Here is a 14,214-nt window from a genome sequence, read left to right as displayed (position 1 = left end):
AATCTGCAGATACTAGGAAGTTAACTATTTTGAAAGCAACTAAAAAAGAAAGGGTGGTGGCGAAATGGCAGTCACAGATTCAGAACCAGTATTAACACAGTCAGATGTCGAAAAAGCAAGCGAGGTGTTGGCACCCATTATTCGCCACACACCGTTACAACATGATGTTTACCTATCACAACGTTATAACTGTCAGGTCTATTTAAAGCGTGAAGACTTACAAGAAGTCCGGTCTTTTAAGATTCGGGGGGCCTATTATGCTATCAGCCAGACAACGCCGGCAGAACGAAAACGGGGCGTTGTTTGCGCCAGTGCCGGTAACCATGCGCAGGGCGTGGCGTGGACCTGCCATCACATGGGCGTTCATGCGACCATCTTTATGCCAACTACGACCCCGAAGCAAAAGGTAACCCAGGTCCAGTTCTTCGGTGGCGATGACGTCACGATCAAGCTGACGGGCGATACGTTTGACGCTTCTGCGAGCGCCGCCACTGAATTTTGTGAGCGCGAAAATCAAACCTTCATCGCTCCGTTTGACAATGTCAACACGATGGCTGGTCAAGGGACCATTGCAACGGAAATTTTTGCCGATGCCCAAGATAGTGACATCGACGTGGACTACATCACGGTCGCAATCGGCGGGGGTGGCTTGATTAGTGGTATTTCAACCTACACCAAGGGGGTCAGCCCTGCAACAAAAGTGGTGGGCGTGGAACCCTCTGGAGCGGCCTCGATGGCGGCAGCCTTTAAGCAAGGACAGCCAGTAACCCTCGATAAGATCGAGACGTTTGTCGATGGCGCTGCGGTGAAGACGGCCGGCGATTTAACCTATCAAACGGCTAAGCGCAATATCGATCAGTTGGTACAAGTACCAGAAGACGCCGTGTGCCAGACGATTCTAGACCTCTATACCAAGGAAGCGATCGTAGCCGAACCTGCCGGGGCCCTAAGTGTCGGCGCATTAGAAAATATTCGCGATGAGATTAAGGGCAAGACAGTGGTGTGCGTCATTAGTGGCGGGAACAACGACATCAACCGAATGCAAGAAATCGAAGAACGGGCGTTGATTTACGGTGGTGTGCAACACTACTTCATCGTTGATTTTCCCCAACGGCCAGGGGCCCTGCGAGAATTCACGAATGAAGTCCTCGGACCGGATGATGATATCACGAAGTTTGAATATACCAAGAAGGTTAACCGCGGGCAGGGACCCGTTTTAATCGGGGTTTTGCTTGGTGACCGCAATACGTATCCGGCGTTGATCGAACGAATGACGAAGTTTGATCCCCACTTTATCAACCTGGTTGATAATCAAATGTTATACACGATGCTGGTCTAGTCATTTAGAGTGAAAGGAGCGAGGAACTTGACACAACCCATTTTGTCATTTAGAGATGTGTCCTTACAACGTGGGCAACGACAAATTTTAAAACACATCGATTGGACGATTCAGCCACGCGAAAACTGGGCCATTCTTGGCTTGAATGGTGCCGGTAAAACGACGATGCTAAAAATTATTCATGGTGATTTATGGCCATCCGAAGGGCAAATGGAAGTTCTCGGTGGGATCTTTGGTCATACTTCCATTCCAGAATTGACGAAACGGATCGGCTGGGTGAGTACCGCTCTCCAAGACTGGCTCCATCCCGGCGACCTAGTTGAAAAAATTGTTCTCTCAGGCAAATTTGCCAGTATTGGCATTTATGAACAGTTTACGAAGGCGGAATTGGAACGGGCCAAAGAAATTCTCAGCGAAATGGGTGGCGCCAAGCTGATTGGTAAATCATACCGGGTCTTATCACAAGGCGAGCGGCAACTGGTAATGATTGCTAGGGCCATGATGGCGGAACCAGAATTGTTAATTTTGGATGAACCCTGCAACGGACTCGACTTGTTTGCGCGCGAAGCGTTGTTACAACGGGTGGCTAAAATTGCCACAATGCCGAAGAGCCCGGCCCTCCTGTTTGTTTCCCACTACACGGAAGAACTGATGCCATGCTTTCAAAATGTCCTCCTGTTAAAGGATGGTACGGTTTTCCAACAAGGCAAACGGGATGACATTCTAACTGATGATACGTTGAGTCACTTTTACGCGGCACCGATTCAAACCGCACGAATTGGTACGGATCGATTGGCCGTTTATCCGCGCTAGTGTTACTACCGAATAATCTGAATGAATTGAATGAAACCAAAAAGCACTTATCACTGAGGCAAGGTCCTGGTGGTAGGTGCTTTTTGCGGTCTCGGCATGGCTGCTATCGGTGATGAGACCGACTATTTAACCGTAAGTTATTAAATTTTCCTTAGAAACCGGATTAACTAATATTAGTGTTAACTAATTTTTAGTATAATGTGATTATAGATAGTACCAGTCATCATTTGCGATTTGGAGGATTTCAATGAACAATCTTGGAACAAGCAGCTGGTTACTCAGAGTGCTTAAGGGCGCACTGATTGGGACGGGGTTTATTTTACCCGGTATTAGCGGTGGGGCCCTAGCGGCAGTCTTTGGACTGTATGAACGGATTATCGAATTTTTAGCTCATCCGTTGCGACATTTTAAACGAGACGTTTTCTTTTTTCTACCAGTCGGCATTGGGGCGATTGGCGGAATTTTTTTACTCTCCTATGCGGTGAGCTACCTGCTGGGCAATTTTGAAACGGTCGTCCTCTGGTTTTTTATTGGGGCGATTGTGGGCACCCTTCCCGCATTATGGCATGATGCCGGTCAACAGGGACGGCAGCCACGGGATATTGTGATCATGCTGAGTGCGCTGGCGGCTATGCTCTTGTTTTTACGATTCGGCGCGCCACTATTGACAACGCTTGAGCCGACTTTTGGCGCCTGGGTGCTCGGTGGCGCACTGATTGGTCTGGGCCTGGTGATTCCCGGTCTGAGTCCCTCTAATTTTCTCATCTATTTGGGATTGTATAAGGGGATGACCGATGGAATTAAAACTGGGGATGTGACCGTTTTGCTGCCCCTGCTAGTGGGGGTTGGATTAGTGATCGCGTTAATGGCAAAGCTCATGGCGTATTTATTTAAGGTTGTTTATCCCCAGTTATTCCACTTTATTCTAGGCGTGGTGTTAGCGTCGACGGTGATGATTGTGCCGAGCGAGACGCTTCAGTTGGCCCCCTTAGAATTGGGTGCAGCGGGTGCGTTATTGGTGTTAGGAATTTGGCTAGGTTGGTGGATGAGTCGCTTGGACCAACGTGTCCGAACAAGTAAGGAGGATCCTGATTGACTGTAAGTTTGGGGTATTGGATTGGCTTTTTTGCGTTTATTGTGGTGATGCTGGCACTCGACCTCGGTGTGTTTCACAAGAATAATGAAACACCGACGATTAAATCGTCGCTACTGTGGAGTGCGTTTTGGATTGGGTTAGCGTTTTTGTTTGCCGGCGGTGTTTGGCTGTTCGCCGGTGGTGAGTACGCCTTAGACTTTGTGACCGCGTACCTGCTGGAAAAATCGCTGAGTATTGATAATCTGTTTATCTTTATTCTGGTCTTTGGCTTCTTTCAAATTAAACCGCAATACCAACACCGGATCTTGTTCTGGGGCGTGTTCGGGGCCCTCGTAATGCGGGTGATTTTTATCTTCGCCGGTGTTGCCCTGCTCGATCGGTTCAAATGGCTCATGATTTTATTTGGGCTGTTCCTTGTAGTAACCGGTGTTAAGATGCTGTTCGAAAAGAAAGACCACGCTGATGATCTAAATGATAACCTCATCGTCAAGGGCTTACGGCGGCTACTTCCGTTTAAAGAAGATGCCACCGTCCCGAAGATGGTGCTGCGGGTTGACGGCAAATTAATGGCAACCCAGTTTCTGATGGCCCTCTTATTTATTGAAGTGTCCGATCTGGTCTTTGCGGTCGACTCCATTCCGGCTGTTCTTTCCGTATCACAGAATACGTTTATTGTGGTCACCTCGAACATTTTTGCGATCATGGGCTTACGGTCCCTGTACTTTGCGTTGAGTGGGATTTTGCCACTTTTCCGTTATATTAAGTACGCCTTGGCCGTCATCTTGGCCTTTATTGGAATCAAGATGATTCTAAACGAAGTGGCCCACTATGCTGGTTGGACGTGGCAGATTTCGAACGTGGTTTCATTAGTGGTGATCATTGGGTTGATCACGATTTCAATCGTGGCGTCGGTGATTGTGGATCGCGTCTTGAAGCGGCGTCAGCTTTAAACGATTAAAAAGGAAAGTGGAAAAAAAGGTGGTTTGACTTCGAGCATAGCTAGTGCCTTTTTTTCCCGATTTAAAGTTCGGAGATATGAAGGTGGTTGGCTTTTTTCAGCCACTTTTTTTGGGTTGGCGGGGTATAATTGAACCAGAGTTTTAGAAGAGGAGAATATAAACGATGTCAAAAATTAATGCTGATCAATTAGCTGCAATCCAGCAATTTGCTTGTGAGTTTGCTCGTCAGGATCATAGCGGTCATGGAGTGGACCATTTGAATCGGGTGGCAGCTATGATCCGAACCATTAGTGCACAGGAACCGGTGGATGAGTCGGTGGCGCTGGCGGCTGGCTGGTTGCATGATGTGATTGACGATAAATTGACGGATGACCCGGCGAGTCGCCAGCAAGCGGTGATTGACCAATTGACACAGGTGGGGGTTGATCATGAGACGCAGACCGCAATTATGGCGATTATGACGAACATGTCGTTTGCTAAAAGTCTGGGAGCCCATGCCCAGCCACTCTCACTAGAGGGACAAGTGGTGCAAGATGCCGATCGGTTAGATGCGATTGGGGCGCTGGGAATTGGCCGGGCCTTTTATTACAGTGGCCGGTTTGGTGAAGAGATGTATGATCCAGCCAAAAAGCCCCGGCTTAACATGACGAAGGAACAATATCGTCACGAGCCGGGGACCACGATTAATCATTTTTATGAAAAGTTATTTAAGATTGCCGATCAGCTTAATACGCCAACTGCCCGGCGAATTGGCCAACACCGTCAACAACTGATGGCCGACTTTGTGGCGAGCTTTAAGCAGGAGTGGCGTGGCGAATAGCTACGACCGTAGATGGCGTGGGCGAAGCGGGGATTTGCGTTTTCCGAGTAACCGAACAAGAAGATTGGTGACGCCGGAAACCAGAAGGGCGAACCCCATGGTGAACGCAATAGTCACCATGACGGCCTTAAACCCACTCAACGATAGGCCGATTAGTGCAATCAGACCACCGACAACGGCGAGAATTAGTACTAATCCAATTAAACCAGAGGCGGCATTTGTCAGGTCGGAGCGGCTTAGGTCGAACCCGCCTGCGCAAATGTTACTACATAGAATTAACCAGATTAACACGCTCCAGCCGCTAAATGGGGCGCCGGAAAGTAATGAAACATCCAGAAACGAGTGTGTTTCGACAAACGATGACCAAGACGTCAGCAATTCGGGAAGGAGCCAATGAATAGATTACCAAACTGCTGGTAGAACCGATGTTGATCCCAAGTGTGGTTGACGTATCCGAGGGATAAATCGGTAGGGTCGTTTTGGTTGGGAATTCGAAGCGGCCGGAAACCGGTAATCTTGTGGCCGAAGATCACGGCCATGATAAGATGGCTGAATTCATGAATAATAATGCCGAGACAGCCGCCAAAGATTTGCGCGTGGAATCCAAATAGGTTGACGATCTGCTGCTTGGTATTGTGGTTCACCACCACGAGGGCGCTACCGAGTAGTCCGGGAATGATGACGAGATATAAAACGAGTTGTCCGTAAGTTGTGAGTAAGGTTTGTCCCATTCAATTCTCCTTGTCAGTGTTATTGTTGTTGCAAGTCCTCAAATTTTGCATGAACAAGGGTGGCCATGTCAACCGCGTTGACCTTGACCGAACGACCAATCTTACCTGAGGAAACGTAGATAAAGGGAATCTCGCGGGCTGATTGGTCGATGTAAATTGGATACTTAAATTTTTCGTAAATTCCAATGGGGGTGTTGGCACCATGCTCGTACCCCGTGGTTTTCAGTAGATCTTTGAGCGGCACCATGTTGACCTTTTTATTGCCGGAAACCTTAGCCATCTTCTTTTCGTCGAGATGGGTGTCAACGGGAACCACCCCCACGACGGGACCGGTGGTATTGCCGGCCAACACGAGGGTTTTGTAAATGAGGTGTTCCTCAATGCCGTTATGATCGACATTCAACTGGGCAACGTCGCCTTCTTGATGTGTCGGAAAGGCGGCCTGCTCGTAGGGAATGCTATTTTTGTCGAGAATCTGTTCAACTAATGTTTTTTTGATCTTTTTCTTTTTACCCATGTTAAAAACCTCGAATCTTAATATGTGGATCGAACCAATTTTTTAAAAGTATACAACCAATTATGTAAATCTGGTATACTCGAAACCAAAAGAGTACAGCAATGGTCAAAATTTAGGAGCTAATGAAATGGCAGACTTAGTATATCGCGAGGTCATGCATGATCTCAAGGAACGGATTTTTAAAAATCAGTTCGAAAATAAGAAGTTACCAGACGAACGTAGCCTGAGTGAATCGTATGGTGTGAGTCGCAGCTCAATTAAACGGGCACTGAACGTGCTGGCTCAACAAGGAATTATTTTTAAAAAACGTGGTTCGGGGACCTTTATCAATCCCCTTTATTTGAAGAATCAGTCATTGTTTCATTACGAGGGGACCAATCTTGGTGTAACTGATAGTTTTAATTTAGACGGTCAACACCCAAGTGTCAAATTATTGGACTACCAGGTCGTCCCGGCGACTCCGGAACTGCAGCAGGATTTATTTTTGAATGAAAATGATTTTGTGTACCAGATCAAACGGCTGCGGCTATTGGACAACCGACCGATCATTATTGAAACGGGATATATTCCCATTAAAGTGGCGCCAGCCCTGACGCCGGAAATTGTGACTGGCTCGATTTTTAATTACTTAGAAGATAACGCGGGAAAGTCGGTTACCAAGTCATTTATGTCGATCTTGGCGGAACCGTCTAACGAAGAGGATCAGTCACTTCTTGGATTGAACGATCGGGAGCCGGTCGGGATCATGGAAGGGATCTTCTTCCTCGATGATGGCACCCCATTTGAATTTTCGAATATGCGCGTGCATTACAAGTATCTTAAATATAATACGTTTGTCAGTTTAGATGGCGAATAGCGAGATTGTGGGTATCAGATTAAATTGATCTGGTACTCACAATTTTTATTAATAAATTTTTTGAAATCATTTAAATTTAGAATCGGAAAGTAGTATACTGTTGTCAGTAGCGGAGTTTGTATGCTCCAAAAATTGGACCGTATCAATTTTCAAAAAGGTTGACTTTTTCTCAAAAGTCAGTATTATAGGGTTTGTAAATTGATCCGACACAACAAGGGTATATTTACGTTGCGTTACACAGTCAAGATGATAAGTAGTTATTAATTTATTGAAGGAGTGTTAATTTCATGGCAGTAGATTACGATTCCAAAGCATATTTGGAAAAAGTTGATGCATGGTGGCGCGCAAGCACCTACCTTTCTGGCGGCATGATTTTCTTAAAGAACAACCCATTGTTCTCAGTTACAAATACACCACTTAAGGCAGACGATATTAAGGTTAAGCCAATTGGTCACTGGGGTACTATCTCAGGCCAAACTTTCCTTTACGCCCATGCTAACCGTTTGATTAACAAGTACGGATTAAACATGTTCTACATTGGTGGCCCTGGTCACGGTGGACAAGTTATGGTTACCAACTCATACTTGGACGGTTCATACACTGAGGACTACCCAGAAATTACCCAAGACGTTGAAGGTATGTCACGCTTATTCAAGCGCTTCTCATTCCCAGGTGGAATTGGATCACATATGACTGCTCAAACTCCAGGTTCACTTCACGAAGGTGGCGAACTTGGTTACTCACTTTCACACGCAACTGGTGCAATCTTGGACAACCCAGATCAAATCGCCTTCACTGTTATCGGTGATGGTGAAGTTGAAACTGGTCCTGCAATGACTGCTTGGCATTCAATCAAGTTCGTAAACCCTAAGAACGATGGTGCTGTGCTACCAATCTTAGACCTTAACGGATTCAAGATCTCAAACCCAACAATCTTCTCACGGATGAGTGATGTCGAAATCACTAAGTTCTTCGAAGGTTTAGGTTACTCACCACGTTTCCTTGAAAACAACGACATTCACGATTACATGACTTACCATGAAAAAGCTGCTAAGTTATTTGACCGCGCAATCGAAGATATCAAGGATATCCAACATGATGCCCGTGAAAACGGCCGTTATGAAGATGGCGAAGTACCAGCATGGCCAGTTATCGTGGCTCGTTTACCAAAGGGCTGGGGCGGTCCTACACACAACCCTGCCGGCGAACCAATCGAAAACTCATTCCGTGCTCACCAAGTTCCACTTGGTCTTTCACAAAAGAACCTTAAAGAATTGCCAGAATTCGAAGCTTGGATGAACTCATACAAGCCAGAAGAATTATTTAACGCTGACGGTTCACTTAAAGATGAAATTGCTGAAATTGCACCTAAGGGTGACAAGCGTATGGCAATGAACCCAGTTGCTAACGGTGGCCGTGCTCGTGGCGAAAAGCCAGAATTGCTCGACTTGCCAGACTGGAAAGAATTCACTAACGATGTAACCGCTGAAAACCGTGGAACGACATTTGCTGATGCAAACCGTAACATGGATATGAACGTTCTTTCTGGCTACTTAGCTAAGTTGTCACAAAAGAACCCAACTTCATTCCGTTTCTTCGGCCCTGACGAAACAATGTCAAACCGTCTATGGGAAATGTTCAAGGTTACAAACCGTCAATGGATGGAAGAAGTTCACGAACCAAACGATCAACACGAAGCCCCAGAAGGCCGTATCTTGGATGCTCAATTATCAGAACACCAAGCTGAAGGCTGGCTTGAAGCTTATACCTTAACTGGTCGTACTGGTATCTTTGCTTCATATGAATCATTCTTACGAGTAGTGGACTCAATGATTACTCAACACTTCAAGTGGATTCGTCAAGCTGCTGTTGAAGACTGGCGTAATGATTACCCATCATTGAACTTGATCTCAACATCAACTGTATTCCAACAAGACCACAATGGTTACACTCACCAAGATCCAGGTCTGTTGACTCACTTGGCTGAAAAGAAGTCTGACTTTGTTCGTCAATACTTGCCAGCTGACGCAAACTCATTGCTTGCTGTCTTTGACCGTGCATTTACTGAACGTCAAAAGATCAACCATATCGTTGCTTCAAAACAACCACGTCAACAATGGTTCTCAGTTGACGAAGCTGCTGAATTAGCAACTACTGGTTTGAAGACTATTGACTGGGCTTCAACTGTTGCTGAAGGTGAAAAAGCTGATATCGTCTTTGCTTCTGCTGGTGTTGAACCAACAATTGAAACATTGGCTGCTATCGACTTGATCAACGATGCCTTCCCAGCTGTTAAGTTCCGTTACGTCAACGTTGTTGAATTAGGCCGTCTCCAAAAGAAAAACGGACCTTTGAACGACGACCGTGCCCTTTCTGACGAAGAATTCACTAAGTTCTTCGGCGAATCAGGGACACCAGTTCTGTTCGGCTTCCACGGTTACGAAGATTTGATCGAATCAATCTTCTACGAACGTCAACACCTTGGCCTCCATGTTCATGGTTACCGTGAAGATGGTGACATCACGACTCAATACGACATGCGTGTTTACTCAGAACTTGATCGTTTCCACCAAGCCAAAGATGCTGTTTCGGCATTGGTTGCTGAAGGAACTATCAAGGAAGCAGACGCCCAAGCCTTCGATAAGAAGATGGACGACGTTCTTGCAAAACACTTCAAGGTTACTCGTGATGAAGGTCGCGATATCGAAGAATTCACTAACTGGAAGTGGACTGCATTAAAGAAGTAATTTCCGATTACTTGTTTAAGCACCTTAAATAACTTAAAAGCAGACGCTAGGCGTCTGCTTTTTTGTCATCTAAATCTTGAGATGTGGGGGAAACAATATTTTGACAGAACAGTTGATTTACTTGTACGGCAAGCTTGGCCTGCACCACACAGCGTTGGACATGTTGACTGATCGTGGTTACACGATTCTGCGGGGAGTCGATGATCAAACCGATGCTGATTTTTTACGGCGTGCTCGTGAAGCTCAAATCGTGGTGATGGATGATCATTATTTTAAGGAGGCTTGGTTTGACCAACTCCCACAGCTCCGACTGATTATCCGGCGGGGTGTCGGTTATGATAAGATTCCGATTGAGGCGGCCACACAACGTCACGTGTGGGTTGCAAATACGCCGGGGGCCAATGCCAGTTCGGTTGCTGAAATTGCCGTGGGATTGATGTTAGAGACGGTTCGTAAGATGCCAGCTGCGCGTGATTATCTGAACCAACTGACGGGTAAAATGTATCCAAGTTATCTCGTTAGTCATAGTTTGGGATCGCGAACGGTCGGCTTAGTCGGGTATGGCAATATTGCGAAGGCCACGGAGCAAATGGTGGCTGGATTTGGGGCAAAAATTTTGGTGACTGCGCGTCACCCCCATACGCCAAAATATGGTCAATTTGTCGATTTGGCGACTCTCTTGGCTGAATCGGATGTGGTGTCACTCCATTTACCAGCCACTGCTGAGACGACAGGCTTGTTTGATCGGCAGTTGTTTGCGCAAATGAAAACTGATGCCATTCTGATCAACACATCGCGCGGGTCGTTGGTGAATGAAACTGATCTGGTTGCCGCAATTGATGGTGGTATCATTGGGGGTGCCGGATTGGATACGACGGGTATGGAACCTGTTCCAGCGCAAAGTCCATTATTAGCGCATGAACGGATTGTGCTACTGCCCCATATTGGCGGGTTTACCATCGAAGCAGAAGTTAAGACCGCACACATGGTTGCCCAAAACTGTATTGATTTGTTTGAAGAACGCACGCCAAGATTCGCACTTAATTAAAATCATATTAATATATGATGAGATTTTTCGTTGTTCATCCTCATTATCAGGAGTATCATAGAACCATGAGAAACAAAGTATTGATGATGAGGAAGGGATTCAAATGAAAAAAGTAATTGCAACACCCAATGCACCCGCCGCGTTAGGACCCTATTCACAAGCTGTTTTCGCCAATGGCGTGTTGTACGGGTCGGGCCAAGTGGGCCTCAATCCGGAAACGGGTGAATTTGCCGGCACTACGATCGAAGCACAAGCGCGTCAGATTTTTAGGAACATTAACGCGGTTTTGACCGAAGCCGGATTCACACCGGCCGATGTGGTTAAGACCACCATCTTTTTGGATAACGTGGCTGATTTTGCAACGGTGAACGGATTATACGAACAATTTTTCCAAAATAGTCAGGTCTTGCCGGCGCGGTCCTGTGTTGAAGTGGCTCAGCTACCAGCGGGGGCACTCATCGAAATTGAGTATATTGCAACTAAATAATGATTCGAGATCAAAGTAGGTAGAGACGATTAAATTCGCCTTTACCTATTTTTTTATATCTAATAGTAGTTGAAAACGTTTCGTAAAACGTTAAACTAATAAAAACACGAACATTAAGAAGATAAAATTTAAAAATGTTTGGAAAATCAATTGACGGGACCGGGTCAGGTTGGTACACTAAGGGTGCAAAATGATGGATTAAGGAAAGGAAGAATCATGAAAAAAATTGCGGTTGTGATGGGTTCAATTTCTGACTGGCCAACCATGAAACTTACTACCGATTTATTAGACCAGCTGAAACTACCTTATGAACGTCATATTATCTCAGCGCACCGGATGCCGGTGCAGTTACAAGAATTTGGTCAAACAGCGGCCGATCAAGGCTTCGGGGTGATTATTGCGGGTGCCGGTGGCGCCGCTCATTTACCCGGAATGTTAGCGGCCAACACGGTGTTACCTGTGATTGGCGTGCCCATTGAAAGTCATGCGCTTCATGGCATGGATTCATTGCTGTCGATCGTCCAAATGCCTAGCGGTGTTCCTGTTGCAACGACGGCGATCGGTAATTCAGGGGCGAAGAACGCAGCGTTGTTAGCAGCCGAAATGCTTGCCATTACTGAACCAACGGTGACAAAAAGCTTGAAGGCCTTTCGGGCCCATCAAACGCAGGAGGCGATCAATAGTGAACAACAGTTCTGAGACGCCACTATTACCGCCAGCATGTATTGGGATTGTCGGGGGCGGTCAGCTAGGCCAGATGATGGCTTTATCGGCCAAAGAAATGGGCTATAAGGTTGGCGTTCTCGATCCGACACCGGATTGTCCTACCGCACAGGTTTCTGATTTCCAAATTACGGCTGAATATGATGACCACGATGCGTTACTTGAACTGGCTAAGAAAAGCGATGTTTTAACCTATGAATTTGAAAACGTTGATGTTGCCACGCTCAAAGATGCCCAAAAGTTGGCGGCTCTGCCACAGGGAACCGAGTTACTCGAAATTACGGGTAATCGGATTAACGAAAAAACGTTCCTGCGACAACACGGGATTCCCGTTACCGATTTTGCAGTGGTTGATGGTGCTGATCAACTAACCGCTGCGGTGGCTCAAATCGGGTATCCTAGTATTTTGAAAACGGCCGATGGGGGCTACGATGGTCACGGTCAGCAAGATTTAAACTCGGCGGCCGATTTACCGGCTGGGCGAAAACTTGCAAGTCAAGCGCAATGTATTTTGGAAAAGCGCCAGGCCTTTGCAAAGGAACTTTCCGTGATGGTCACGCGTAGTGCAGCAGGGACGATTCAAGTTTTTCCAGTTTCGGAGAATATCCATCATCACCATATTCTGCATAAGAGCATCATTCCTGCGCGGGTGAATCAAGCTGTTCACGATCATGCTCAGGAGTTGGCTCGGCGCATTGCCACAGGACTTAATCTGCGCGGCGTTCTCGGGATTGAATACTTTATGCTCCCCGATGGTCAACTAATGGTTAACGAACTGGCACCACGACCTCATAATTCCGGTCACTACACAATCGAAGCATGTAACGTCTCACAATTTGAAGCGCATATTCGCAGTATTTGTGGATTAGAAATTCCAACCATCGAACTCAAGCAGCCCGCGGTCATGGTCAATTTACTGGGCCAACAGTTACAACCCGCGCGGCAAAAATTACCACAGCGACCACAGTGGCATTTTCATGACTATGGCAAAGCTGAAAGTCGACAGGATCGGAAGATGGGCCATATCACCATCTTGGGCGATCTTGATCAATCATTGACATCAATTAAATCAGAAGGCATCTGGGAGGCTGAATCATAATGGAAAAGGGTACGTTAATTAAAGAAGGAAAAGCAAAACGGTTATATCACACTGACGAGGACGGCTACGTGTGGGTTGAATACATGGATCAGGCAACCGCACTGAACGGAAAACGCAAGGATCACATCGTCGGCAAGGGTGTTTTGAACAACCAGATCGATACGATGTTATTCAAGATGTTGATGGATAACGGCATTCACACCGATTTTGTGAAGCAGCTATCCGATAACGAACAGTTAAACCTAACCGTTGACATTATTCCCCTCGAAGTTGTGGTCCGGAATGCGGCCTCGGGTAGTTTCCAACGAAAATTTGCGGTACCGTACTTACAAAAATTTGACCACCCCGTTGTGGAATACTTCTACAAGTCAGACGAGTTGGATGATCCTGCGATTAATACCAGTCAAGCTTTGGCATTGGGCGTGATTAAACCCGGTGAAAGTGAACGACTACAGGAACTGGCACTTCAAATTAACGATTTACTCAAGGCACGGTTTGCCAAGGCTGGTTTAGAATTAGTTGACTTTAAGGTTGAATTTGGCAAGAAGGCCGATGGCGAAATTATTTTGGCCGATGAAATTTCACCCGATTCATGCCGGTTAGTTGATCTGGAAACCCGTGATTCCTTCGATAAGGATGTTTTCCGTAAGAAGACTGGCGACCTCGTAACCACCTATCAAGAAGTGTTGAACCGGTTGAACGACTCACAGGAGGAAGCCTAATGTATCGCGTTAAAGTCTATGTGACCTATAAAGAATCGATCCTTGATCCCCAAGGCGAAGCCGTTAAGACTGCCTTACACCGGCTCGACTACCAAACCGTCGAAAAGGTAACCGTTGGGAAGTACTTTGAATTAAACATTGCTGATCGTGGTCAAAATATTGACGAAGAAGTCGATCAAATGTGCGATCAATTATTGGCCAACGTGAACATGGAAAGCTACCGTTACGAGATCGAATCAACGACTACGGAGGGCTAG

Annotated in this window: 16 protein-coding genes; 13 read left to right on the top strand and 3 right to left on the bottom strand. The window is 46.3% G+C overall.

Annotated elements, in window-relative coordinates; translation table 11 throughout:
* The first annotated feature begins 64 nt into the window (after positions 1–64).
* From ilvA to FC26_RS06785, 5 genes are all read left to right on the top strand, one after another.
* Positions 65–1,339 carry a threonine ammonia-lyase IlvA gene (ilvA, locus tag FC26_RS06805; RefSeq protein WP_057779028.1) on the top strand — a complete coding sequence of 425 codons (1,275 nt, stop codon included), beginning with the start codon at positions 65–67 and terminating at the stop codon, positions 1,337–1,339.
* A gap of 27 nt (positions 1,340–1,366) precedes the next feature.
* Entirely contained in the window at positions 1,367–2,152 is a 786-nt protein-coding gene (locus tag FC26_RS06800; protein WP_083483773.1) for an ABC transporter ATP-binding protein, read from the top strand.
* A gap of 247 nt (positions 2,153–2,399) precedes the next feature.
* A complete protein-coding gene (locus FC26_RS06795) occupies positions 2,400–3,248 on the top strand; it encodes a DUF368 domain-containing protein (protein WP_057779026.1) in 849 nt (282 codons plus the stop codon).
* The gene (locus FC26_RS06790; protein WP_057779024.1) at positions 3,245–4,198 is read left to right on the top strand and encodes a TerC family protein; all 954 of its coding nucleotides are present in this window, start codon (positions 3,245–3,247) and stop codon (positions 4,196–4,198) included. The genes FC26_RS06795 and FC26_RS06790 overlap by 4 nt, the downstream gene beginning before the upstream one ends.
* 172 nt (positions 4,199–4,370) lie before the next feature.
* The gene (locus FC26_RS06785; RefSeq protein ID WP_083483772.1) at positions 4,371–5,027 is read left to right on the top strand and encodes an HD domain-containing protein; all 657 of its coding nucleotides are present in this window, start codon (positions 4,371–4,373) and stop codon (positions 5,025–5,027) included.
* Here the strand turns inward: FC26_RS06785 and FC26_RS06780 are convergent, their stop codons facing one another.
* From FC26_RS06780 to ybaK, 3 genes are all read right to left on the bottom strand, one after another.
* Positions 5,028–5,318, bottom strand: a complete 291-nt coding sequence (locus FC26_RS06780; protein ID WP_057779022.1) for a hypothetical protein — start codon at positions 5,316–5,318, stop codon at positions 5,028–5,030.
* A gap of 80 nt (positions 5,319–5,398) precedes the next feature.
* Complete coding sequence (locus FC26_RS06775; protein ID WP_057779020.1) at positions 5,399–5,758, bottom strand: hypothetical protein; 360 nt, start codon at positions 5,756–5,758, stop codon at positions 5,399–5,401.
* Between the two features lie 19 nt (positions 5,759–5,777).
* Entirely contained in the window at positions 5,778–6,275 is a 498-nt protein-coding gene (ybaK, locus tag FC26_RS06770) for a Cys-tRNA(Pro) deacylase (RefSeq protein WP_057779018.1), read from the bottom strand.
* Positions 6,276–6,402: 127 nt separating this feature from the next.
* Between ybaK and FC26_RS06765 the strand changes: the two genes are divergently transcribed.
* The 8 genes from FC26_RS06765 to purS all read left to right on the top strand — a co-directional run bounded on the left by FC26_RS06765 (position 6,403) and on the right by purS (position 14,214).
* Positions 6,403–7,131: a GntR family transcriptional regulator gene (locus FC26_RS06765; protein WP_057779016.1), complete on the top strand. Its 729-nt coding sequence runs from the start codon at positions 6,403–6,405 to the stop codon at positions 7,129–7,131.
* Between the two features lie 287 nt (positions 7,132–7,418).
* Positions 7,419–9,878 carry a phosphoketolase family protein gene (locus FC26_RS06760; protein ID WP_057779014.1) on the top strand — a complete coding sequence of 820 codons (2,460 nt, stop codon included), beginning with the start codon at positions 7,419–7,421 and terminating at the stop codon, positions 9,876–9,878.
* 100 nt (positions 9,879–9,978) lie between these two features.
* Positions 9,979–10,926 (top strand): 2-hydroxyacid dehydrogenase, encoded by a 948-nt coding sequence (locus tag FC26_RS06755; protein WP_057779012.1) that lies wholly within the window; start codon positions 9,979–9,981, stop codon positions 10,924–10,926.
* 103 nt (positions 10,927–11,029) lie between these two features.
* Positions 11,030–11,413, top strand: a complete 384-nt coding sequence (locus tag FC26_RS06750) for a Rid family detoxifying hydrolase (protein WP_057779011.1) — start codon at positions 11,030–11,032, stop codon at positions 11,411–11,413.
* Positions 11,414–11,629: 216 nt separating this feature from the next.
* On the top strand, positions 11,630–12,112 hold the full coding sequence (gene purE / locus FC26_RS06745) for a 5-(carboxyamino)imidazole ribonucleotide mutase (protein ID WP_057779009.1): 483 nt from the start codon (positions 11,630–11,632) through the stop codon (positions 12,110–12,112).
* Entirely contained in the window at positions 12,096–13,235 is a 1,140-nt protein-coding gene (gene purK, locus FC26_RS06740; RefSeq protein ID WP_057779007.1) for a 5-(carboxyamino)imidazole ribonucleotide synthase, read from the top strand. Before purE ends, purK begins: the two co-directional genes overlap by 17 nt.
* Complete coding sequence (gene purC / locus FC26_RS06735) at positions 13,235–13,957, top strand: phosphoribosylaminoimidazolesuccinocarboxamide synthase (RefSeq protein ID WP_057779005.1); 723 nt, start codon at positions 13,235–13,237, stop codon at positions 13,955–13,957. The genes purK and purC overlap by 1 nt, the downstream gene beginning before the upstream one ends.
* On the top strand, positions 13,957–14,214 hold the full coding sequence (gene purS, locus FC26_RS06730) for a phosphoribosylformylglycinamidine synthase subunit PurS (RefSeq protein WP_057779003.1): 258 nt from the start codon (positions 13,957–13,959) through the stop codon (positions 14,212–14,214). Before purC ends, purS begins: the two co-directional genes overlap by 1 nt.

Source organism: Paucilactobacillus vaccinostercus DSM 20634 (assembly GCF_001436295.1).
GTDB classification, from domain to species: domain Bacteria; phylum Bacillota; class Bacilli; order Lactobacillales; family Lactobacillaceae; genus Paucilactobacillus; species Paucilactobacillus vaccinostercus.
Note: the sequence above shows the minus strand (reverse complement) of the source record. Positions and strands in the feature narration are given on the sequence as shown.

What these genes read in the sequence shown, in the direction of transcription:
- purE (WP_057779009.1), top strand. Translation starts at nt 11,630, where the DNA reads ATGAAAAAAATTGCGGTTGTGATGGGTTCAATTTCTGACTGGCCAACC.
- FC26_RS06795 (WP_057779026.1), top strand. Translation starts at nt 2,400, where the DNA reads ATGAACAATCTTGGAACAAGCAGCTGGTTACTCAGAGTGCTTAAGGGC.
- FC26_RS06775 (WP_057779020.1), bottom strand. Translation starts at nt 5,758, where the DNA reads ATGGGACAAACCTTACTCACAACTTACGGACAACTCGTTTTATATCTC.
- purC (WP_057779005.1), top strand. Translation starts at nt 13,235, where the DNA reads ATGGAAAAGGGTACGTTAATTAAAGAAGGAAAAGCAAAACGGTTATAT.
- FC26_RS06760 (WP_057779014.1), top strand. Translation starts at nt 7,419, where the DNA reads ATGGCAGTAGATTACGATTCCAAAGCATATTTGGAAAAAGTTGATGCA.
- purS (WP_057779003.1), top strand. Translation starts at nt 13,957, where the DNA reads ATGTATCGCGTTAAAGTCTATGTGACCTATAAAGAATCGATCCTTGAT.
- ybaK (WP_057779018.1), bottom strand. Translation starts at nt 6,275, where the DNA reads ATGGGTAAAAAGAAAAAGATCAAAAAAACATTAGTTGAACAGATTCTC.
- FC26_RS06750 (WP_057779011.1), top strand. Translation starts at nt 11,030, where the DNA reads ATGAAAAAAGTAATTGCAACACCCAATGCACCCGCCGCGTTAGGACCC.
- FC26_RS06785 (WP_083483772.1), top strand. Translation starts at nt 4,371, where the DNA reads ATGTCAAAAATTAATGCTGATCAATTAGCTGCAATCCAGCAATTTGCT.
- ilvA (WP_057779028.1), top strand. Translation starts at nt 65, where the DNA reads ATGGCAGTCACAGATTCAGAACCAGTATTAACACAGTCAGATGTCGAA.
- FC26_RS06765 (WP_057779016.1), top strand. Translation starts at nt 6,403, where the DNA reads ATGGCAGACTTAGTATATCGCGAGGTCATGCATGATCTCAAGGAACGG.